Here is a 20,114-nt window from a genome sequence, read left to right as displayed (position 1 = left end):
GGACGGCCCCACCCCGAAGGATGATCAGACCATGACCGCGAACCCCGCTTCCCCCACCGCCTCCGCCGCCGCGTCCGACGACGCCGCGGCCGCTGCTCCCCGCACCGCCTCCCGCGAGCCCCGCACGCTCGCCGAGGCGACGGACCTGGTGCGCGCCGCCGATCTCGGCCGCAGCGTCGAGGGCTCCTTCGGCGCCTACGGCGGCGCCGTGCTGCCTCCGCCGCTCGTCGGCCCGATGGCCGAGGCCGCCGCGGCCTACGAGGAGGCCCGCCACGACGAGGCCTTCTACGCCGAGTACTCCCGTCTGCTGCGGGACTACGTGGGCCGGCCCTCCCCGATCTCGTCGGCCGACCGGCTGAGCGCCGAGCTCGGCGGCGCCCGCATCCTCCTCAAGCGCGAGGACCTCAACCACACCGGCGCCCACAAGATCAACCACACCCTCGGCGAGGCCCTGCTCGCGAAGCGGATGGGCAAGCGCACGCTGATCGCCGAGACCGGCGCCGGCCAGCACGGCGTCGCGCTCGCGACCGCGGCGGCGCTCGTCGGCCTCGAATGCGAGATCCACATGGGCGCGGTCGACGTCGCCAAGCAGCACCCGAACGTGGTGCGGATGCGGATGCTCGGCGCCCGGGTGGTCGCCGTCGAGACCGGCGGGGCGACCCTCAAGGAGGCCGTCGACTCGGCCTTCGGCGTCTACGCCGCGGATCCCGAGCGGTACCTCTTCGCGATCGGCTCCGTCGTCGGCCCGGCGCCGTTCCCGGATCTCGTGCGGGACTTCCAGAGCGTCGTCGGCCGCGAGGCGCGGGCCCAGCTGCTCGCGGCGCACGGGCGCCTGCCGGAGGCGGTCGTCGCGTCCGTCGGCGGCGGCTCCAACGCGCTCGGCGCCTTCACCGCCTTCCTCGACGACGCCGAGGTGCGCCTGATCGGGGTCGAGCCCGGAGGCCGCGGCGACGGCGCCGGCGAGCACGCGGCGACGATGACCTTCGGCACCGACGGCGTCCTGCACGGCATGGCCACGCGCGTCCTCCAGGACGAGGCCGGGGAGCCGGCGCCCGTGCACTCCATCGCCTCGGGCCTCGACTACCCGGGCGTCGGGCCGCAGCATGTGCGCCTGGCCGAGCTCGGCCGCGTCGAGTACGTGAAGGTCTCCGACGAGGAGGTCCTCGAGGCGTTCCTCCGCCTCAGCCGCACCGAGGGTATCATCCCCGCCCTCGAGTCCGCCCACGCCCTCGCCCACGCGATCCGTCTCGCCCCCGAGCTCGGCGCGGGCGCGGACCTGCTGGTGAACCTCTCGGGCCGCGGCGACAAGGACATCGACTACGTCGCCGAGCGCATCGGCATGGGCGGCGAGCCCGACGCCGTCGTCCGCTGAGGCGGGGTGGCTGGTCAGTCGCGGTGGCCGGCCAGCCACTCCCCGGCGACCTCGATGAGCAGGTCGGAGGCCTCCTCCTCGGCGATCGACGCGCGGACGCCGTCGGTCCCGTAGCCGCGCAGGACCAGCCCGCGCGCGTCGGCGGCGGCGAGGAACTCGGCGCTGCGCTCCCCGAGCGGGAAGTACACGAAGTTGGCCTGCGAGACGGGCAGCTCCCAGCCCTGCGCGGCGAGCGCCGCGGCGACCCGGTCGCGCTCCGAGCGGATCCACGCGGCCTGCTCCTCGAGGGTCGCGCGGACCTCGGGGCGCAGGGTCGCGAGCGCCGCCGACTGCGCCAGGAGGTTCGAGCCGAAGGGCACCGTCACCTGGCTCAGCGCCGCCGCGAGGCGCGGGTGCGCGATCGCGTAGCCGACGCGGAGGCCGGCGAGGCCCTGCATCTTCGAGAAGGTCCGCAGGATCACGACGTTGCCGTGGCGGGCGAAGAGGGAGGCGCTGTCGAGCACCGTCGCGGGATCGTGGAACTCGCGGTAGGCCTCGTCGATCGCGACGACGACATCCGCGGGCACCTTCGCGAGGAAGGCCTCGATCTGCGCCGTCGACAGCGACGGACCGGTCGGGTTGTTCGGCGTGCACAGGACGACCAGGCGCGTGCGCTCGGTAATCGCCGCGGCCATCGCGTCGAGGTCGTGCTCGAAGCCGGCCGTGAGCGGCACGGGGACGGGGACGCCGCCGTGGGAGCCGACGAGGATCGGGTACGCCTCGAAGGACCGCCAGGCGTAGACGACCTCGTCGCCCTCGCCGACGACCGCGCGCACGAGATCCCCGGCGACGGCGACCGCGCCGGTGGACAGGCAGATCTGCGCGGGCTCGACGCCGTGCTCGGCGCCGAGCGCCTCCCGCAGCTCGAGCGAGGCCATGTCCGGGTAGCGGTTCGCGCCCTCGAGCGCGGCGATCGCGGCCTCGCGCACCGCCGGCAGCGGCGGGAACGGCGACTCGTTCGAGGAGATCTTGAAGCGCCGCATCCCGTCGTCGGCCGCCCGGCGCCCGGCGACATACGCGGGCAGCCTCTCCAGCGCGGGGCGCAGGCGGACGGACTCGACAGGATGCTGCGGGGTGGTCATGCCCTCAGGGTATGCCCGCCCGTCGGGCGCCGACGGCCGTGCTCGGGCCCCGGACCTCGCTCAGCGGGCGCGGGCCCGGGCCCGCCGGGTGCAGGCCGTCCGGTTCGGGCCTGTCCTGCGACGGCGCCGGGTGGAAGGATGGGGCCATGCGATATCTCGGACATGTCATCGTCACCGGCCTGGCGCTGTGGCTGACCGCACTGATCCTGCCCGGGATGCACCTGGGCGACGACAGCGCGCGCCTGGTCACCCAGCTGATCACGATCGGCGTGATCGCGCTGATCGTCGCGCTCATCAACACGATCGTCCACCCGGTCCTGTCCTTCCTCGCCTTCCCCATCACGTGCCTGACCCTGGGACTGTTCCAGCTGGTCGTGAACACGCTGATGCTGCTGCTGGCGAGCTGGGTGTGCAGCATCTTCGACCTGACGCTCGCCTTCGACTCCTTCTGGTGGGCGCTCCTGGCGGGCATCATCATCGGCATCCTGTCCTCGATCGTCGAGGCCGTCACCGGCCTCGGCAAGGAGTCCGAGGCCTGAGCGGCCGGGGCTCCGGCGTCTGAGACACGGGGCCCGGGCCCTCGCGGCGGATGGGATGATGGTCCTCATGGCTCACTCCTTCGCGGACATCACCCCGCCCATCGCCCTGACCCCGCTGGACGGGCGCTACCGCTCGCAGGTCGCGCCGCTGGTCGATCACCTCTCCGAGGCCGCGCTGAACCGTGCGCGCCTCGTGGTGGAGACCGAGTGGGTCATCCACCTGCTCGACGGCGAGGTCATCCCCGGCCTGCGCACCCTCACCGACGACGAGCGCGCGCTGCTGCGCTCGATCCCCGAGGACTTCGGCGCCGACGGCATCGCCGAGCACGCGGAGATCGAGAAGGAGACGGTGCACGACGTCAAGGCCGTCGAGTACTACATCAAGCGCCGCCTCGCCGGCACCTCCCTCGAGCCGCTCGCGGAGATCGTGCACATCTACTGCACCTCCGAGGACGTCAACAACCTCTCCTACGCGCTCATGGTCAAGGGCGCCGTCGAGGACGTGTGGCTGCCGGCGCTCGTCGGCGTCACCGATCAGCTCGCCGATCTCGCCCGCGAGACCGCCGAGGTGCCGATGCTCTCGCGCACCCACGGCCAGCCGGCGACCCCGACCACCCTCGGCAAGGAGCTCGCGGTGTTCGTCCACCGCCTGCGCCGCCAGGTCCGCCGCATCGGCGCCGACGAGATCCTCGGCAAGATCAACGGCGCGACCGGCACCTATGCCGCGCACGCCATCTCCGTCCCGTCGGCCGACTGGCAGGAGGTCTCGCGGACCTTCGTCGAGCACCTGGGCCTGACCTGGAACCCGATCACCACGCAGATCGAGTCCCACGACTGGCAGGCCGAGCTGTATGCGGACGTCGCCCGCGCCGGCCGCATCCTCCACAACCTCTCGACCGATGTGTGGACGTACATCTCGCTGGGCTACTTCCGCCAGCGCCTGTCCGCGCAGGGCGGCACCGGCTCCTCGACGATGCCGCACAAGGTCAACCCGATCCGCTTCGAGAACGCCGAGGCGAACCTCGAGATCTCCGGCGCCCTCTTCGACGTGCTCGGCCAGACGCTCGTGACCTCGCGCCTGCAGCGCGACCTCACCGACTCCACCACGCAGCGCAACGTCGGCCCCGCCTTCGGCCACTCGCTGCTGGCGATCTCGAACATCGTCCGGGGCCTCGCGGGCCTCGACGTCGACGCCGACGCCATGGCCGCCGACCTCGACGGCAACTGGGAGGTCCTCGGCGAGGCCGTCCAGTCGGTCATGCGCACCCTCGGCGTGCAGGGCCACGAGGGCCTGGACAACCCCTACGAGCGCCTCAAGGAGCTCACCCGCGGCCACCGCGTCACGGGCGAGGGCATGCGCGAGTTCATCGAGGGCCTGGGCCTGCCGGAGGCCGAGGAGGAGCGCCTGCTCGCGCTGTCCCCCGCGACCTACATCGGCTACGCCGCCGACATCGTCGGCCGCCTGGACGAGAACGCGCAGGCCTGAGCATGACCGAGCACGGGGCCGCGGCGTCGGCGTCCGACGCCGCGGCCCTGCCGTCGTCGGAGCCGGTGCCGACGCCCGAGACGGCCGAGGCCTGCGCGCACGGCGATCACGGCACGCAGGGCGACCCCGGCTACCGCGACGGCAAGGCCGCGTACCTGCGACGGCTGAAGCTCGTCGAGGGCCAGGTGCGGGGCGTGCAGCGGATGGTCGAGGCGGACACCTACTGCGTCGACGTGCTCACGCAGATCTCCGCCGTCACCAAGGCGCTGCAGTCGGTGGCGACGGGCCTCGTCGACGACCACATCCACCACTGCGTGCACGATGCGGCCGCCTCGGGCGACCGCGAGGAGCTCGACCGCAAGATGGACGAGATCATGGCGGCGGTCAAGCGGCTCATGAAGTGAGCCCCGGTCGCGGCCGACGGCCGACCGCCGATCAGCGGGGCCGGACCGACAGCGCGTCGATCGCGGCGTCGGCCGGCAGGCGCAGGGCGAGGCCGACGGTCGCCGCGACCGTCGCCGGATCCATGTAGTCGCCGACGCGGTACTCCCCGCCCTCGAAGGAGCGCAGCTCCCGCTGCATGTCCGTCGCAGTGCGGCCGGGATGGACGGAGCTGACCCGCACCCCGTGCTCGCGCTCCTCGGCGCGCAGCGCATCGGTCAGCGCCCGCAGCGCGAACTTCGAGGCGCTGTAGGCGCCGCCCCCGGGCCCGGCGGTGTAGCCGGAGCCCGAGTTGATCGTGACGACGGTGCCGCGGGCGCGCCGCAGCGACGGCAGCAGCAGACGGGTCAGGTCCGCGACCGCCGTGACGTTGACGGCGAAAGACCGGGCCCAGTCCTCGGGGGCGAGCTCGTCGACGCGCCCGCTGACGAGGATCCCCGCCGAGTGCACGACCCCGGCGAGCCCCTCCGGTCGCGCCTCCAGCTCGAGAGCGCCGACGGCGGCGGCGAGCGCCTCATGATCGGTGAGCTCGGCGACGAGGGGCTCGGCCGACGGCAGCTCCTCGACCAGAGCGGCGAGGTCCTCGCCGCGGCGTCCGCCGAGGATCAGATGATGGTCGGCGGCGAGCTCGCGGGCGACGGCGAGGCCGATCCCGCGCGTGGCGCCGGTGATGAGGACGGTGGGACGGTCGGCGGCGGGGCGGCCGGCGGGGCGGCCGGCGGGGCGGTCGGCGGCAGGATGGCCGGAGGAGGAGGGCGTCGAGGAGGTCATGACCTCGAGTGTTTCACGGCGAACGTTCCACGGGCGCCCGGCCAGGGATGGGAGCATGCGGCCATGGACTCCCCCTCAGACCCGGCAGCGGACCCGGCCGCGAACCCGGCCGCCGGCGCAGCAGCAGGCTCCCCCGCCGCCCCGACGACTGCAGGGCTCGTCTGGCGGGTGTCCCGCCGCTGGCTGTATGCGGAGATCCTGGTGGTGCTGGGGCTGTCGCTCGGCCGCAGCGCGATCTACTCGCTGATCTCGCTGGTGCAGGCGCTGCTCGCGGGGCCGCTGTCGGAGCAGAGCGCCGCGCTGAACAGCTCCCTCAGCGACACCCCGTGGACCGATCTGATGTACCAGCTGCTGTCGATCGGCTTCGCACTCGTGTCGGTCGCCCTGGTGGTGCTGCTGCTCGCGGCGACCGCGGGCGGCCTGCGCGAGGCCCTCGCGGAGCTCGGCATGGATCTCGCGCGCCCGGGGAGGGACCTGCTGCAGGGGCTTGCGCTCACCGCCGCGATCGGCATCCCCGGTCTCGCGTTCTACCTGTTCGGGCGCGCGATCGGCATCACCGTCGACGTGGTCGCCGCGGGCCTGGACGCCTACTGGTGGACGGTGCCCGTGCTGATCCTCGCGGCGCTGAAGAACGGTCTGCTCGAGGAGGTCATCGTCGTCGGCTACCTGACCCGGCGGCTGGAGGCGCTGGGCTGGTCGGGACGCCGCATCGTCGTCGCCTCCGCCGTGCTGCGCGGGGCGTACCACACGTACCAGGGCATCGGACCGGGGCTCGCGAACCTGGTGATGGGCCTCGTCTTCGCCGAGTGGTACCGGCGCACCCGTCGGACGATGCCGCTGGTCATCGCCCACACCGTGATCGACGTGTTCGCCTTCGTCGGCTACGCCCTGCTCAAGGACGTGCTGGGGCTCTGACCCGACGGGGCGCGTCAGCGCCCCGTCGGGGCGAGCGTCAGAGGACGTAGGCCTCGGCGTCGCCGTCGGAGACGATCGGCAGCCCGGACTCGAACCACAGGTCCATGCCGCCGACGACGTTGATGGCCTCGTAGCCGTTGGCGTTGAGCCACTGGGAGACCTGGGCGCTGCGCCCGCCGGAGCGGCAGACGATGTACAGCTCGCCGTCCTCGGGCAGCTCGTCGAGGTGCTCCATCAGGGTGGAGGCCGGCACGTGGCGGGCGGATGCGGCGTGGCCGGCGTCCCATTCGTCCTGCTCGCGCACGTCGATCAGCTGGGCGCCCTCGGGCAGCTCGGTCGGGGCGATGCTCTCGAAGTTCATGCCTCCAGCCTAGCGTCGGCCGCGGTCACGCCGCAGCCTGCAGCGCCTCCCGCCGCACGAGCGGCGCCGAGGCCAGCATGCCGCCGATCACCAGCGCGTAGGCGGCGAGCACGCACGCCACGTACATGATCAGCCCGGCCGGATCCGAGGAGACGCCCCCGAGGACCGCGAGGAAGACCAGCATCGCGGTGCCGGTGGCGAGGATCGAGCTGAGCACCACCGGGATCGCGATCTCGGCGAGGCGGGCGCGGTGCAGCTGGCCGACCTGCGCGCCGGAGATGTGCTGGGAGCGCAGAACCGGTCCCTGGTCGATCACCCGGGCGGTCTGGGTGACGCCCACGGAGACGCCCGCGAGCACAGCCGCGATCGCGAGGGTCAGCAGCCCGCCGGTGGTCATCGCGGTGAACATCATCGCCTCCTCCGGGTTCGTCGCCTCCCCCAGGCTCGTGATGATCGTCAGCAGCCCGGCGACCACGAGCGCGAAGGTGATCCCGGAGACCGCGCGCCAGCCGGCCCGGGGGTCGGCCGCGAGCCGGCGGGCGCCGACGAGCAGCGCGGGCCGACGGGTCGTGCGGGCGAGTCCGCGTGCGACCAGCCACACCGTCAGCGGTCCGATGATGTTCACGCCGGCGACGACGGCCCCGATCAGGATGATGATCATGCCGATGGCGACGGCGGTGCTGGCATAGGCGATGGCCGTGATCACCTGCATGACGCCGAACAGCAGCACCACGATGCCGCCGAACACGGCCGCACGCAGCAGGGACATGCGGGTGGTCCGCGAGGCGCGGGCGACCCCGAGCGGGCTCAGCACGATGTTCGTCAGCGCCACGGCCGCGGAGCCGACGGCGACGAGCACGAGCCCGACGACGACCAGCGGGTACGCCCACCAGGCCATCATCAGCTCGGTCGCGGTGAAGGGCGTGATGCCGAAGTCGAGCAGCGTCAGCGCGGGCACGACGGCGAGGTGCACGCCGACGCCGAGGATCCCGCCGAGGAGCGCCTGGCCGGCGACGTCGGCCAGCGCGATGCCGCCGACCTGCGCGGTGGTCCCGCCGACGAGCCGCATCGCCGCGAGGTCCTTCTCGCGGCGCGACAGCGACAGCCGGGCGGCGGCGCCGCCGAAGGACACGGCGCTCGGCACCAGCAGCGCGGTCGCGACCATCGCGCAGGTGACCAGGAAGCCGATGACGGAGTCCTCGCCGGTGAGGGGGCCGGAGCCGGAGCCCTCGGGCAGACGGCCGACGAAGGCGAGGGCGCCGCCGAGGACGGTCGCGATGATCGCGGAGGAGGCGGCGAAGGCGATCACGGGCAGCGCGTCGGCGAGGGCCGCGCGCCGGCGCAGCAGCAGCGGCGCCGCGGACAGCAGGCTGTTCATCGCGCACCGCCCTGCGCGGTCGCGACGGGCGCCGCCTGCGCGTCGGGGCGGTGGAACTCGCGGTCGATGCGGCCGTCGCGCATGGCGACGGTGCGTCGGCAGACGGAGGCGACCGCCGCGTCGTGGGTGACCATCACGAGGCTCGCCCCGGTGCCGCGGCAGGCCTCGACGAGCACCTGGAGGACCTGCTGACCGGTGGTCTGGTCGAGCGCCCCGGTGGGCTCGTCGGCGAAGACCACCTGCGGGTTCCCCGCGAGCGCGCGGGCGATCGCGACGCGCTGCGCCTGACCGCCGGAGAGCTGTCCCGGCCGACGGTCGTGCATCCCGGCGAGCCCCAGGCTGTCCAGCCGCATGCGGGCCTCGGCGGTGGCGCTGCGGCGGGAGACGCCCGCGAGCATCCGCGGGAGGATCACGTTCTCGAGGGCCGTGAGCTCCGGCAGCAGCTGGCCGTCCTGGAAGACGAAGCCGAAGTCGCTGCGGCGCAGCCGGGTGCGCTCGCGGTCCTTGAGCGCCGACAGGTCCCGTCCGTCGTGCCGCACGACGCCGCTCGTCGGCTGCAGGATCCCGGCGAGGACGTGCAGCAGCGTCGTCTTCCCGCAGCCCGACGGGCCCATGATCGCGACCGAATCGGCACGCGCGATGTCGAGGTCGACGCCGTTCAGCGCACGCGTGAGGGCGTCGGCGCTGCGCGCCTTCTCGTCGCCGTAGTCCTTGACGAGGCCGCGGGCGCTGAGCACCGCGACCGGCGCGGACGGGGCGAGCGCGGCCTGCGGTGCGGGCGCGGCCGACGGGGCGAGCCCGCCCGCGGGAGTCGGCGCGGCCGACGAGGCGGACGAGGCGGATGACGAGGCCGGATGAGGGTTCTGGGCGGGCAGTGTGCTGGTCATGCCTCGAGGATCCGCCCGCCGGACCCCCGGCCGCGTCGGACCGGGGAGCGATCCTCGTCCGGTTCCGTCATCCCCTGGTCGGATCTTCGACAGGGCGGGGCGAAGCACGGTCCGGAGTGCAGCGCGGAGCGCAAGCTGGAACGCGAGCCGGAACGCAGCCGGGAACGGGACGAGCCGGCCGACTGCCCGGGATCCTCACGGATCCTCGGTCAGGCGGTCGGCTCGGCAGCCCAGCGGCCCTGCAGCCCTCGAGGGTCGCTCCCCGGCGGCATGCCCCCAGCGGCCGGTCCGGGGCGCAGCGCCCGTCGGACCGACCTGCGGGATCACCCGAAGCGGCCGGAGATGTAGTCCTCGGTCTGCTTGTTCTCGGGGTTCGTGAACATCTTCTCGGTGTCGTCGAACTCGATGAGGTGGCCGGGCTTGCCGGTGCCGGCGATGTTGAAGAAGCCGGTCTTGTCCGAGACGCGCGAGGCCTGCTGCATGTTGTGCGTCACGATGACGATCGTGAAGGACTCCTTCATCTCGTGGATGAGGTCCTCGATCGCGAGCGTGGAGATCGGGTCCAGGGCGGAGCAGGGCTCGTCCATGAGGACGACCTCGGGCTTGACCGCGATGGTGCGGGCGATGCAGAGGCGCTGCTGCTGACCGCCGGAGAGGCCCAGGCCGGGCTTGTCGAGGCGGTCCTTGACCTCGTTCCAGAGGTTGGCGCCGCGCAGCGAGGTCTCGACGAGCTCGTCGGCCTCCTTCTTCCCGATGCGGCGGTTGTTGAGCTTGACGCCGGCCAGGACGTTGTCCTGGATCGACATGGTCGGGAAGGGGTTGGGCTTCTGGAAGACCATGCCGACGCGGCGGCGGACGTTCACCGGGTCGACACCGCTGCCGTAGATGTCCTGGCCGTCGATCTCGACGGTGCCCTCGGCGCGCGCGCCCGGGATGACCTCGTGCATGCGGTTCAGGGTGCGCAGGAAGGTCGACTTGCCGCAGCCGGAGGGGCCGATCAGGGCGGTCACGGAGCGGGGAGCGATCTGGACGTTGACGTTCTCCACGGCGAGGAAGTCGCCGTAGTAGATGTTCAGATCCTCGACGGTGATGGGCTGGGGGGCTGCCATCTGGGGTCCTTTCGGAAGATGCGTCTCGGGAAGCTCGGAGAGCCGGTGCCCGGACCTGTGGGTCGTGTGCCGGAGTGCCTGCGGGCCGGAGGACCGGACGGCGGATGCCGTCCGGTCCCGCGGTCAGCGCTTGAGCTTCGGGGAGAAGTGGTAGCTGATGAGACGGGCGACGATGTTCAGGATCATGACGATCAGGATCAGCGTCAGTGCGGCCGCCCAGGCGCGGTCGAGGTTGGTGGAGATCGAGCAGGCGTACACGTCGCCGTTGATCGGATTCGTCACCGTATCGCTCATGCAGTTGGCGTTGCCGTTGCGGTACTGCTGGTTGATGAAGGTCGGCAGCGTCGCCATGCGGCCGTCGAACATGTTCCAGTTGATCGACGTGACCATGCCGACCGTCAGCAGCAGGGGCGCGGTCTCGCCGATGACGCGGGCGATGGCGAGGGTGATGCCGGTGGTGAGACCGGCGATCGAGGTGCGCAGCACGACGCGGACGATGGTCAGCCACTTCGGCACGCCGAGGGCGTAGGCGGCCTCGCGCAGGTCCAGCGGGACCAGGCGCAGCATCTCCTCGCTCGAGCGCACGACCGTCGGGATCATCAGCAGCGACAGGGCGACGGAGCCCATGATGCCCATGCGCACGCTCTGGTCCGGGAGGAACACGAGGAACAGCGAGAGGCCGAAGAGGCCCGCGACGATCGACGGGATGCCGGTCATGACGTCGACCAGGAAGGTGACGCCCTTGCCGAGCATGCGCTTCCAGCCGGTGTCCGCGTACTCCACCAGGAAGATCGCGGTGAACAGGCCGACCGGGATGGAGATCAGCGACGCCCACAGGGTGATCAGCAGGGTGCCGACGGTGGCGTGCAGGACGCCGCCGGCGTCGGCGCCGCCGATGATGCCGGACATGTCGGTGGTCCAGAACGCGAAGGGCGTCGGGGCGGCCTTCACGATCCGGATGAGGCCGCGGCCGACGACCTCCCACAGCAGCGACAGCAGCGGGAACATCGCGATGGCGAAGGCGCCGACGACGGCCAGGGTCATCACGCGGTCGGCGGCCCAGCGCCGACCCTCGCGGATCCGCGAGTACAGGTAGGCGACGATCAGGTGCAGGACGTAGCCGAGCAGCAGCAGGCCGAAGATGCTCAGCGACCCGAAGGCCGAGAGGATCACCGCGGCGAGGGCGAGCGCGATGAGCGCGGTGATGAGCGCGTGGAAGAGCGGCAGACGACGCTCGTCGGTGCTGCGCTCCGCGCGGCGGCCGGACGGACCGCCGGCGGGACCGGCGGGACCGGAGGGATCCGCGGATCCGACGGCGGGGACGGAGGACGAGGTGCTCATGGGGATCAGCTCCTGACGCCGCTGCGCGCGACGATCCAACGGGCGATCGCGTTGATGATGAACGTCAGGACGAACAGCACCAACCCGGTGAAGATCAGCAGGGACATGTCGACGCCGGAGGCCTCCGCCTGACGGGAGGCGATGTTCGCGGCGATGGACTGGTGGCGGCCGACCTCGAGGATGTGCCAGGAGAACGTCGCGCCGGGGGCGAGGATCATGAGCACGGCCATGGTCTCGCCGAGCGCGCGGCCGAGGCCGAGCATCGACGCGGCGACCACGCCGCTGCGGCCGAAGGGCAGCACGACGGTCTTGATGACCTCGTACTGGGTGGCGCCGAGGGCGAGCGCGGCCTCCTCCTGGAGGCGCGGGGTCTGCAGGAACACCTCGCGGGAGACCGCGGTGATGATCGGCAGCACCATGACGGCGAGCACGACGGAGGCCGAGGCGAGGTTGCGCATCGGCGCGGTGGGATCGCCGGCGAACAGGGCGATCACGGGCTCGCCGCCCACCCACGGGATGAACGAGGGCCAGACCGGGAAGCTGCCGAGCGTGTCGTTGAGCAGGACGTACACCGGCTCCAGCTTGGGCACCAGCCAGACACCGCCCCACAGGCCGTAGACGACCGAGGGAACCGCGGCCAGCAGGTCGATCATGTAGCCGAGGGCGGTGGCGAGCTTGCGGGGCGCGTAGTGCGAGATGAACAGCGCGATGCCGACGGCGACGGGGATCGCGATCACCAGGGCGAGGGCCGCAGCGAGGATCGTGCCGAAGATCAGCGGGACCGTGTAGTCGATCAGCGAGAACGCAGGCTCGGCGACGCCGAAGATCCCGGACAGCTCGGTGCTGGCCTGGATGGCGGGCCACGACTCGGCGGAGAGGAAGATCGCGACCGCGGCGAGCGTCGCGAAGATCAGGAATCCGGAGCCGATGCTGAGGACGGAGAAGATCGTGTCGCCGAAACGGCGGCCGCCGGAGGCGAAGCCGCCGGGCTCCTCACCCTCCGGCGTGGGCGCGGACGTGTCGTCCGCCGCGTCGATGGTGCTCACTGGGGGCCTTCCTCGGGGATCACGAGAGAGTCAGCAGGTGTCGGACGATGGTGCGGGCGGACCGAGGCCGTCGGGCCCTTGCGGGCCCGACGGCGCATCGGTGTCGCGTCGTGGATCAGGTCAGCCGACCGTGATCGCGTCGATCGCGGCCTGCGCCTCCTCCTGGAGGGACTCGGACAGCGGCGCGGAGCCGGCGTTCTCGGCGGCGACCTGCTGGCCCTCGCTCGAGACGATGTACGAGGCGTAGGCCTTCACGTTGTTGCCCACGGCCTCGTCGGCGTAGGAGCCGCAGAGCGCGAGGTAGGACACGAGGACGATCGGGTAGGCGCCGGCCTCGGTCGTGGTGCGGTCGAGCTCCACGACGATGTCGTTGTCGGCGCGGCCCTCGGCGCGGGGGGAGACCTCGACGGCCTTGGCGGCGGCCTCGGCGGAGTAGGTCACGAACTCGTCGCCGACCTGGATGGCGGCGATCGAGAGGTTGCCGGCCTGCGAGGCGTCGGCGTAGCCGATGGTGCCGTTGCCGCCCTCGACCGTGGAGATCATGCCGGAGGTGCCGTCGCCGGACTGACCGCCGTCGATCGGCCAGGTCTCGATCTCGCCGTAGGTCCAGGCCTCGGGGGCGTTCGCCGAGAGGTAGTCGGTGAAGTTCTCGGTGGTGCCCGAGTCGTCGGAGCGGTGGACCGGCACGATCGCCAGGTCGGGGAGCTCGACATCGGGGTTCGACTCGGCGATGGCCGCGTCGTTCCAGTTGGTGATGGTGCCCGCGAAGATCCCGCCGATGACCTCGGGGGTGAGGTTCAGGTTGTCGACGCCCTCGAGGTTGAAGACGACCGCGATCGGGGAGATGTAGATCGGCAGGTCGAAGGCCTGCTCGCCGTTGCAGACCTCGGTGGAGGCCGCGAGCTCCTCCTCGGTCAGCGCCGCGTCGGTGCCGGCGAACTGCACCTGGCTGCTGAGGAACTGCTCACGGCCGGTGCCGGAGCCGGTGGGGTCGTAGGTGACCGTGACGTCGCCGCCCTGGGCCTGGACGAGGCCCATGAAGGTCTCGGACCAGGCGGTCTGAGCGTTCTGCGCGGAGGAGGCGCCGGAGCCGGCGAGGCTGCCGGAGAGGGCCGCGTAGTCGGCGCTGCTGGCCGCGGTGTCGCCGGAGCCGTTGTCCGAGCTCGAGGACGAGGAGGAGTCGGTGCTGCCGCCGCAGGCGGTGAGGGCGAGGCCACCGACGAGGCCCATGGCGGCCAGGGCGACGAGCTTGTTCTTGCGAACGTTCACTGCGAGTCCTTTCCGGGGCCGGGGCCCGCGGGGGAAATCCTTCGGGATGTCTTTCGCAGTGGACGCTAAGGATCAGAGGTGACCTGCCGCCCGCCCGGGCGTGAACGAATGGTGAACTCCCCCTGGCGCGGGATGAACTGCCAGGCCAGACGCTCGAATGGGACAGATCACAGCTTGGTCGCGGACGGGCTCCGAGGCCGATCTGAGGACCGGCGGGCGACGCGCGGGTGTCCGTCGGAGGACGGCGGGCGAACATCCGGCGTCCGCATGGCGGGACGGCGACGAGCAGCCGCCGACAGGCCGCCGCCGTCGGCCTGTCGCCGGTCGACGGAGCGGGTCAGTAGCTGCCGGTCGAGGCGGTCACGCCGAGCATGATGATGATGAAGACGAAGTACGCGATGATCGCGAGCAGGGAGAGCGAGCCGAGGATCGACAGCACCAGCCCGGCGATCGCGAAGCCGCGGCCGCTGAGCGGCGGCTGGGCGCCGGGCGCCGTCTCCTTCATGCCCATGATCGAGAGGACGAGGCCGACGGGCGAGGTCAGCCCGCCGCAGGCGAGGAGCCCGGCCAGCGCCAGGATGAAGCCGACGAGGCTCTTCGAGGACTGCGGCGGCGGCGCGATGTAGACGGGGGTGCCGTAGCCTCCGCCGCTGTATCCCGGTGCGCCGTAGGCCGGAGCACCGTAGGCCTGCCCCCCGAGTGCCGGGTCCCCGTAGCCGGCGCTCTGCGACGCCGAGGAGCCCGCCGCATAGGGGTCGACGTCCGAGCTGAACTCGGGGCCCGCCCCGTAGGGATCGGAGACCCCGTACGGATCTGCGCTCGCGGGCGCCGCGGAGCTCGCGTACGGATCCGTGCTCGCGTACGGGTCCGAGCTCGCAGACGAGTCCGAGCCCGCATACGGATCCGTGCTCGCGTACGCGTCAGGACTCCCGTACGTGTCCTGGCTCCCGTACAGGTCCTGCGACCGGTACACCTCGGCGGGCGTGTAGCCGCCCTGGTCGTTCGTCGAGTCGTTCATCGTTCGTCCTCCCTCTCCTGCACCCCTGTGCGTCCTGCTCCTGCGTCCCCCGTCGCATCCCCTGCGCGCCCGAGCCGCCGCCGACCGGACCATGCGCCCCGATCGGTGTTCCACGATCGGCGCGCCCCGGCCGGGGCGTTCCGGCCGGGGCGTCCCGGCCGTCGGCCTCAGCCGATGTTCGGCAGATGCCGCTCTATAGCGACGGCGCGGCCCGCCGGCGTCGTGTGCACCACGAGCGCCTCGCCCGCGACGAGGAACGGGTCCTCCCGCGGCAGCTCGAGCGCCGTGCTGCGGTCCGCGACCTCGCGGATCGCCTCGACGATCGTCGGCAGCACCGGACGGTGGGTGCACACGACCGTCGGCCGCGCCTCCGCCATCACCCGCTCCATGATCGCAGCGGTCTTCGACGGGCGCTCGGCGTGTCCGGCCTCCGTCAGCGCATCCTTGCGGGAGACGTCCAGCCCCCCGGTCTTCGCGAACCGCGAGATCGTGGCGGTGCAGCGCTCCCACGGGCTCGAGAGCACGCGCTCGGGATCGTAGGCGTCGATCAGCGGGGGCAGGGCCTTGGCCTGCTTCTTCCCCTTGCTGTTGAGCGGGCGCGTCCGCTCCCCCTTGCGCCACTTGGAGCGCGACAGCGCCGCCGCGTGGCGCTGCACGATGATCGGGACGGTGCGCAGCTCGTCGGCCTCCAGGAAGCGGCGCAGCGTCGCGATCAGCACCTGGTCGCCCTGGCGGGACAGCAGCGACTCGGCGGCGTCGAGGCTGATCCAGCGGGTCTCATCGATCTCCGCCGCGTTCTCCGGTCCCGCCGCGACCTTCGCGCGCACCGTCGCCGCCCAGTACTGGACGATCTTCGTGCGGCCGTCGGGCAGCAGGTACACCGAGGCCGGCAGCGGACGGGCCAGGCGGATCCGATAGCCGGTCTCCTCGGCGACCTCGCGGACGGCGGCCGCGGGGAAGGTCTCGCCCTTGTCGAGCTTCCCCTTGGGCACGGACCAGTCGTCGTAGCGGGGGCGATGCACCAGCAGGACCTGGATGCCGTCGCCGCGCTCGCGCCAGACGAGGGCGCCGGCGGCGAGGACGGGCGGCGGGGTGCCGGGAGCGGCGCGCATGCTCAGCCCTCCGCGGACCGGCGCAGCTGCGCGTGGATGCCGACGGTCGCGAAGCCCCAGCGCTCGTACAGCGCGATCGCCCCGGTGTTGTCGCCCTCGACGTACAGCTCGACGGCGGCGACGCCGTCGGCCGCGAGACGGGTGAGGGACTCGCCGAGCAGCTGCCCGGCGACGCCGCGGCCCTGGACCGCCGGGGACGTCGCCACGACGTAGACCTCGGCGGTCTCAGACGTCGCAGCGGTCTCGGAGGCCACGACCGCCGCGCCTCGGCTCTCGCGCTTGACCCACACGAAGCCGACGAGCTCGCCCTCGCCCGCGCGCGCGAGCAGCAGGTCGGACGCCTCGAACCAGGGCTCCGCCATCCGTCGCTCGAGATCGGCGAGGGTCAGCGCCCCCTGCTCGGGATGGGCGGCGAAGGCGGCGGCGTTCAGGGCCACCCAGTCCGCGGCGTCGCGCGCGGGATCGAAGGTCCGCAGCTCCAGCCCCGGCAGGTCGGACGGGCGCACGGCCGGGAGCGGCCGCGCATCGGGGCCGACGAGCGCGCGCCCCATGATCAGCAGCCGACGGGTCTCGTGCAGGCCGCGGCCGGTGAGCATCGCGATCGCCTCGGGCAGCGCGCCATGGGCCCACACGCCTGCATCGGGGCGCGCCGCGAGCGCGGCCTCGAGCAGGGCGGTGCCGTGGCCGCGCCGACGGTGCGCGGGATCGACCATGCCCTGGACGGTGCCGTCGGGCAGGATCGAGGCGTAGCCCATGACGGCGTCCGTCGGCGGCGCGAGGACGAGCAGGTGCTGCGCATCGCCGCCGCTCAGGGCGAGGCGGGCGGCCTCGTCCAGCGGGGTCTCGCCGTCGTGCGCGACGGCGGTCGCCAGGAGCTCGTCGACGCCGCGTCGCTGCGCGGCGGACAGGGCGTCCGTCGTGATCATGGAGTCCTTCCGGTGCACACGATGAGGCCTCCACCTGCGGGCGCTCGTAGACTGCCACTGTAACGCTCATCCGACGTCCCGTCGGAGCCCCGCGAGCACGTGGACGACGACCGGCGATGGAGGCCCCATGACAGCTCCCGAGCGCGCCCCGCTCGGTGCCGCCCTGGCGCTCCTGCTCGCGGTGATCTCCCTGACCGGTCCGGCCGCCCCCGCCCTCATGGCCGCCGAGGTCATGCTCATCTCCTTCATCATCGGCGTCTCCTGGTCCGACCTGCTCGAGCTGCCGAGCAGGCAGGGCACCCGCCTGGTCGTCGGAGGCTCCGGCTTCCTCGGCGCGCTCGCCGCACTGGTCGCCCCCGCGCGCGTGGACCCGGTCACCGCGATCCTCATCGTGTGCGCGCTCGGGGTCTTCGCCTCCTTCGTCCACCAGATGCTGCGACCGCGCCGCTACGACCTCACGACGTCCCTGACCGGGACGGTCGCCGGTGTGTTCGTCACCACGGTCGCCGCCTCCTGGGTCCTCGCCCAGGACAGCGCGGCCGACGCCCAGCACACCTCCCTCATCACCGCCATCGGCATGGGCCTGGCGGCGACGCTGCTGCTGAACACGATCCCGCAGCGGATCCGCGTGCGCCTGCCGATCGCGATCGTCGTCGGCACCGTCGTGACGACGCTGCTCGCCGTCGTCCTCACCGGGCTCACGCCGCTCGCCGCGATCGCCGTCGGCGTGGTCGTCTCCGTGTCGGGCGCATGCACGCACCTGCTGCTGGGCTCCTCGCTGACCGCGCGCGAGCCCGCCGCGGCGCTGGCCGTGGCCGCCGGACCGGTCGCGACCGTCGGCGTGGTCGCCTACATCGCGGTGACGATGCTCTTCTGACGGGCTCCGCTCGTCAGACGCCGGTCCGACGCCGGTCCGACGCCCGTCCGACGATGCCTCCCGCGGCCCCCTCCGCGGGCGTCCGCGGGCGCTAGACTCGAGGCCATGTCCTTCCTGTCTGTGTTCTTCATCGCCCTGGTGGTCCTCGTCGGCCTGGGCACCCTCGCGTTCACCGCGCTGGTGCTCACCCGCCTCTTCGACCGCTGAGCGGGCCGGCGCCGATGCCCATCCCGCTCGACCCCTCGCTCCCCGCCTCCCTCTACCCGCTGGCCTGGCTCGTCGGCTCGTGGTCCGGGTCCGGCGCGCTGCACCGTCCCGGCGACGACGCCGGCGACCGTCGCATCGAGCAGACCCTGGAGTGCTCCCCTCGTGAGGACGGCACCCTCGCCTGGACCTCGACCGTCCATGTGATCGACCGGCCCGCCCCGCTGCCGCCGACGAGCGCCTTCGCCAAGGAGAGCGCGCCCGAGCCCGTCGGCGGCTCCGGCGCCCGCTCCCTGCTGATGCATGAGAGCGGCATCTGGACCGTCGGCGACCCCCTCCCCGGCCAGGACGTCGAGCGCGCCCGCCGGGCGAAGCCCGGCTCCCCCGAGTCGATCGTGTCCTATGCGCTCACGGCGTCCTTCGAGGCCTCCGCGCGCGGCGAGCTCGCCGCCGATGCGGCCGCCGCGGACGGCGTCTGGGCCGGCGAGGTCCGGGGGCCTCGCATCCAGCTCGCCGCCCGCGACGCGCAGGCCGACGGCGGCGCCTCCGCGGCGATCGCCCAGACCCGCATGTTCGGGTACGTCGCCGGCCGCCTCATGTGGCTGTGGGAGCGCCATGCCCCCGGCGGGTCCTTCGCCGAGGATCCGATCCCCTACCTCTCCGTGGAGCTCGACCGTGTCTGATCCCGTGCCGTCCGCGGCCGCGCCTGCCGCGACCGCCCGTCGCGTGCGCCCGCTGCTGGGCTCGCGCTCCGCCGTGCTCGGCGAGGGCCCCGATGCGGCGGTGCCCGCGCACTACGGCGCCCCGCTGCGCGAGCAGCGGCGCCTGCTGCGCGGCCGCGCCGTCGTCGACCTCGGCCAGTTCGAGGTGCTCGAGGTCTCCGGCCCCGACGCCCGCAGCTGGCTGACGACGATCACCTCGCAGGTGCTGACCTCCGTGCCCGTCGGCACCGGCTCGAGCCTGACGGTGCTCTCCCCGCAGGGGCGCGTCGAGCATCTCGCCGCCGCGGTGGTCTCCGCCGAGGAGACCGTGCTGCTCGTGCTCGATGCGGGCGGTCGCGCCGGCATCCGCCGCTATCTCGAGATGATGCGCTTCGCCGCGCGCGTCGAGATTCGCGACCGCGACGACCTGCGGGTCCTCGGGGCCCTCGTCCCGGCCGCCGAGGCGCTCCCCGAGCTGGGGCTCCCCGAGCCCGTCGCCGTGTGGTCCGACGGCTGGCCGCAGGTCGCCGTCGGCGGGATCGCCTACGGGCCCGACCCGTCGGATGCCGTCGGCTCCGTGCTGACCATCGCCGACGCCGCCGCCCTCGAGGCCCTCCCCTGGCAGGTCGACCAGCTCGCCGGGACCCTCGCCTGGGAGGCCCTGCGGATCGCCGACCACCGGCCGCGCGCGGCCACCGAGATCGATGAGCGCACGATCCCCCACGAGCTCGACCTGCTGCGCACCGCCGTGCACACCGACAAGGGCTGCTATCGCGGCCAGGAGACCGTCGCGAAGGTCCTGAACCTCGGCCAGCCGCCGCGACGCCTGGTCATGCTCCACCTCGACGGCTCGCAGGACGTCCCCGTCGCCGCCGGCGGGCAGGTCCGCCTGGGCGGGCACGACGGCAAGGTCGTCGGCACCGTCACGAGCGTCGGCATGCACGCGGACCTGGGGCCGATCGCGCTCGCGGTCGTCCGCCGCGCCGTCCCCGTGGACGCCCCGCTGACCGTGCAGGTCCCGCTCGGCCGAGCCGACGACGCAGCCGGGACCGACGACGCGGCCGACGGCTCGACCGATGCCGTCGGGGCCGACGCCGCGGCGGGCGAGCAGGAGTCCGCCTGGCTGGATGCGACGCAGGAGCCGATCGTCCTCACGCGGGAGCACGGCGCGCGCCCGCCCACGGCGAAGCTCTGACGCGCACGGTCCGGGTCTCCCCCGCGGCTCTCGGACGGACCTGGA

20 protein-coding genes are annotated in these 20,114 nt (G+C 72.9%); 8 read left to right on the top strand and 12 right to left on the bottom strand.

Annotated features, from left to right (window positions below; translation table 11 throughout):
• The first annotated feature begins 31 nt into the window (after positions 1–31).
• On the top strand, positions 32–1,372 hold the full coding sequence (gene trpB / locus ACXET9_RS10375) for a tryptophan synthase subunit beta (protein ID WP_457886512.1): 1,341 nt from the start codon (positions 32–34) through the stop codon (positions 1,370–1,372).
• A 14-nt stretch (positions 1,373–1,386) separates the two neighbouring features.
• On the opposite strand, the gene ACXET9_RS10370 is transcribed toward trpB, so the two are convergent.
• The gene (locus ACXET9_RS10370; protein WP_457886511.1) at positions 1,387–2,493 is read right to left on the bottom strand and encodes a histidinol-phosphate transaminase; all 1,107 of its coding nucleotides are present in this window, start codon (positions 2,491–2,493) and stop codon (positions 1,387–1,389) included.
• A 146-nt stretch (positions 2,494–2,639) separates the two neighbouring features.
• Between ACXET9_RS10370 and ACXET9_RS10365 the strand changes: the two genes are divergently transcribed.
• The 3 genes from ACXET9_RS10365 (at position 2,640) to ACXET9_RS10355 (ending at position 4,922) form a co-directional block, all read left to right on the top strand.
• On the top strand, positions 2,640–3,032 hold the full coding sequence (locus ACXET9_RS10365) for a phage holin family protein (protein ID WP_457886510.1): 393 nt from the start codon (positions 2,640–2,642) through the stop codon (positions 3,030–3,032).
• A gap of 67 nt (positions 3,033–3,099) precedes the next feature.
• A complete protein-coding gene (purB, locus tag ACXET9_RS10360; protein ID WP_457886509.1) occupies positions 3,100–4,518 on the top strand; it encodes an adenylosuccinate lyase in 1,419 nt (472 codons plus the stop codon).
• A 2-nt stretch (positions 4,519–4,520) separates the two neighbouring features.
• Positions 4,521–4,922 carry a metal-sensitive transcriptional regulator gene (locus ACXET9_RS10355; protein WP_457886508.1) on the top strand — a complete coding sequence of 134 codons (402 nt, stop codon included), beginning with the start codon at positions 4,521–4,523 and terminating at the stop codon, positions 4,920–4,922.
• Between the two features lie 31 nt (positions 4,923–4,953).
• Here ACXET9_RS10355 and ACXET9_RS10350 read toward each other — a convergent pair whose 3' ends face one another.
• Positions 4,954–5,730 carry an SDR family oxidoreductase gene (locus tag ACXET9_RS10350; protein ID WP_457886507.1) on the bottom strand — a complete coding sequence of 259 codons (777 nt, stop codon included), beginning with the start codon at positions 5,728–5,730 and terminating at the stop codon, positions 4,954–4,956.
• Between the two features lie 63 nt (positions 5,731–5,793).
• Here ACXET9_RS10350 and ACXET9_RS10345 point away from each other — a divergent pair, with 63 nt between their 5' ends.
• Positions 5,794–6,645, top strand: a complete 852-nt coding sequence (locus ACXET9_RS10345; protein WP_457886506.1) for a CPBP family intramembrane glutamic endopeptidase — start codon at positions 5,794–5,796, stop codon at positions 6,643–6,645.
• Positions 6,646–6,682: 37 nt separating this feature from the next.
• Here the strand turns inward: ACXET9_RS10345 and ACXET9_RS10340 are convergent, their stop codons facing one another.
• The 10 genes from ACXET9_RS10340 to mshD all read right to left on the bottom strand — a co-directional run bounded on the left by ACXET9_RS10340 (position 6,683) and on the right by mshD (position 17,092).
• Positions 6,683–7,006, bottom strand: coding sequence for a rhodanese-like domain-containing protein (locus tag ACXET9_RS10340; protein WP_457886505.1), 324 nt, complete (start codon positions 7,004–7,006; stop codon positions 6,683–6,685).
• Between the two features lie 25 nt (positions 7,007–7,031).
• On the bottom strand, positions 7,032–8,384 hold the full coding sequence (locus ACXET9_RS10335; protein WP_457886504.1) for a permease: 1,353 nt from the start codon (positions 8,382–8,384) through the stop codon (positions 7,032–7,034).
• Entirely contained in the window at positions 8,381–9,271 is an 891-nt protein-coding gene (locus ACXET9_RS10330) for an ABC transporter ATP-binding protein (RefSeq protein ID WP_457886503.1), read from the bottom strand. The genes ACXET9_RS10335 and ACXET9_RS10330 overlap by 4 nt, the downstream gene beginning before the upstream one ends.
• Before the next feature lie 323 nt (positions 9,272–9,594).
• A complete protein-coding gene (gene pstB, locus ACXET9_RS10325; protein WP_457886502.1) occupies positions 9,595–10,380 on the bottom strand; it encodes a phosphate ABC transporter ATP-binding protein PstB in 786 nt (261 codons plus the stop codon).
• A gap of 123 nt (positions 10,381–10,503) precedes the next feature.
• Complete coding sequence (pstA, locus tag ACXET9_RS10320) at positions 10,504–11,721, bottom strand: phosphate ABC transporter permease PstA (protein ID WP_457886501.1); 1,218 nt, start codon at positions 11,719–11,721, stop codon at positions 10,504–10,506.
• Between the two features lie 5 nt (positions 11,722–11,726).
• The gene (pstC, locus tag ACXET9_RS10315) at positions 11,727–12,767 is read right to left on the bottom strand and encodes a phosphate ABC transporter permease subunit PstC (protein WP_457886500.1); all 1,041 of its coding nucleotides are present in this window, start codon (positions 12,765–12,767) and stop codon (positions 11,727–11,729) included.
• 120 nt (positions 12,768–12,887) lie between these two features.
• The gene (gene pstS, locus ACXET9_RS10310; RefSeq protein WP_457886499.1) at positions 12,888–14,036 is read right to left on the bottom strand and encodes a phosphate ABC transporter substrate-binding protein PstS; all 1,149 of its coding nucleotides are present in this window, start codon (positions 14,034–14,036) and stop codon (positions 12,888–12,890) included.
• A 337-nt stretch (positions 14,037–14,373) separates the two neighbouring features.
• On the bottom strand, positions 14,374–15,054 hold the full coding sequence (locus ACXET9_RS10305) for a DUF4190 domain-containing protein (RefSeq protein WP_457886498.1): 681 nt from the start codon (positions 15,052–15,054) through the stop codon (positions 14,374–14,376).
• 167 nt (positions 15,055–15,221) lie between these two features.
• Positions 15,222–16,166, bottom strand: coding sequence for an NUDIX hydrolase (locus ACXET9_RS10300; RefSeq protein WP_457886497.1), 945 nt, complete (start codon positions 16,164–16,166; stop codon positions 15,222–15,224).
• A gap of 2 nt (positions 16,167–16,168) precedes the next feature.
• Positions 16,169–17,092 (bottom strand): mycothiol synthase, encoded by a 924-nt coding sequence (gene mshD / locus ACXET9_RS10295; RefSeq protein WP_457886496.1) that lies wholly within the window; start codon positions 17,090–17,092, stop codon positions 16,169–16,171.
• 127 nt (positions 17,093–17,219) lie between these two features.
• Here mshD and ACXET9_RS10290 point away from each other — a divergent pair, with 127 nt between their 5' ends.
• The 3 genes from ACXET9_RS10290 (at position 17,220) to ygfZ (ending at position 20,069) form a co-directional block, all read left to right on the top strand.
• The gene (locus ACXET9_RS10290; protein ID WP_457886495.1) at positions 17,220–17,969 is read left to right on the top strand and encodes a hypothetical protein; all 750 of its coding nucleotides are present in this window, start codon (positions 17,220–17,222) and stop codon (positions 17,967–17,969) included.
• A gap of 221 nt (positions 17,970–18,190) precedes the next feature.
• Positions 18,191–18,856: an FABP family protein gene (locus tag ACXET9_RS10285; protein ID WP_457886494.1), complete on the top strand. Its 666-nt coding sequence runs from the start codon at positions 18,191–18,193 to the stop codon at positions 18,854–18,856.
• On the top strand, positions 18,849–20,069 hold the full coding sequence (ygfZ, locus tag ACXET9_RS10280) for a CAF17-like 4Fe-4S cluster assembly/insertion protein YgfZ (protein WP_457886493.1): 1,221 nt from the start codon (positions 18,849–18,851) through the stop codon (positions 20,067–20,069). Before ACXET9_RS10285 ends, ygfZ begins: the two co-directional genes overlap by 8 nt.
• Positions 20,070–20,114 lie beyond the last annotated feature (45 nt).

The organism is Brachybacterium netajii (SeqCode), assembly GCF_054114245.1.
This window is presented reverse-complemented; position numbering and strand designations above follow the sequence as displayed.

What these genes read in the sequence shown, in the direction of transcription:
- ACXET9_RS10305 (WP_457886498.1), bottom strand. Translation starts at nt 15,054, where the DNA reads ATGAACGACTCGACGAACGACCAGGGCGGCTACACGCCCGCCGAGGTG.
- ACXET9_RS10345 (WP_457886506.1), top strand. Translation starts at nt 5,794, where the DNA reads ATGGACTCCCCCTCAGACCCGGCAGCGGACCCGGCCGCGAACCCGGCC.
- mshD (WP_457886496.1), bottom strand. Translation starts at nt 17,092, where the DNA reads ATGATCACGACGGACGCCCTGTCCGCCGCGCAGCGACGCGGCGTCGAC.
- pstA (WP_457886501.1), bottom strand. Translation starts at nt 11,721, where the DNA reads ATGAGCACCTCGTCCTCCGTCCCCGCCGTCGGATCCGCGGATCCCTCC.
- trpB (WP_457886512.1), top strand. Translation starts at nt 32, where the DNA reads ATGACCGCGAACCCCGCTTCCCCCACCGCCTCCGCCGCCGCGTCCGAC.
- ACXET9_RS10340 (WP_457886505.1), bottom strand. Translation starts at nt 7,006, where the DNA reads ATGAACTTCGAGAGCATCGCCCCGACCGAGCTGCCCGAGGGCGCCCAG.
- ACXET9_RS10355 (WP_457886508.1), top strand. Translation starts at nt 4,521, where the DNA reads ATGACCGAGCACGGGGCCGCGGCGTCGGCGTCCGACGCCGCGGCCCTG.
- ACXET9_RS10285 (WP_457886494.1), top strand. Translation starts at nt 18,191, where the DNA reads ATGCCCATCCCGCTCGACCCCTCGCTCCCCGCCTCCCTCTACCCGCTG.
- ACXET9_RS10300 (WP_457886497.1), bottom strand. Translation starts at nt 16,166, where the DNA reads ATGCGCGCCGCTCCCGGCACCCCGCCGCCCGTCCTCGCCGCCGGCGCC.
- pstB (WP_457886502.1), bottom strand. Translation starts at nt 10,380, where the DNA reads ATGGCAGCCCCCCAGCCCATCACCGTCGAGGATCTGAACATCTACTAC.
- ACXET9_RS10350 (WP_457886507.1), bottom strand. Translation starts at nt 5,730, where the DNA reads ATGACCTCCTCGACGCCCTCCTCCTCCGGCCATCCTGCCGCCGACCGC.
- ACXET9_RS10335 (WP_457886504.1), bottom strand. Translation starts at nt 8,384, where the DNA reads ATGAACAGCCTGCTGTCCGCGGCGCCGCTGCTGCTGCGCCGGCGCGCG.
- purB (WP_457886509.1), top strand. Translation starts at nt 3,100, where the DNA reads ATGGCTCACTCCTTCGCGGACATCACCCCGCCCATCGCCCTGACCCCG.
- ACXET9_RS10365 (WP_457886510.1), top strand. Translation starts at nt 2,640, where the DNA reads ATGCGATATCTCGGACATGTCATCGTCACCGGCCTGGCGCTGTGGCTG.
- ACXET9_RS10370 (WP_457886511.1), bottom strand. Translation starts at nt 2,493, where the DNA reads ATGACCACCCCGCAGCATCCTGTCGAGTCCGTCCGCCTGCGCCCCGCG.
- ACXET9_RS10330 (WP_457886503.1), bottom strand. Translation starts at nt 9,271, where the DNA reads ATGACCAGCACACTGCCCGCCCAGAACCCTCATCCGGCCTCGTCATCC.
- ACXET9_RS10290 (WP_457886495.1), top strand. Translation starts at nt 17,220, where the DNA reads ATGACAGCTCCCGAGCGCGCCCCGCTCGGTGCCGCCCTGGCGCTCCTG.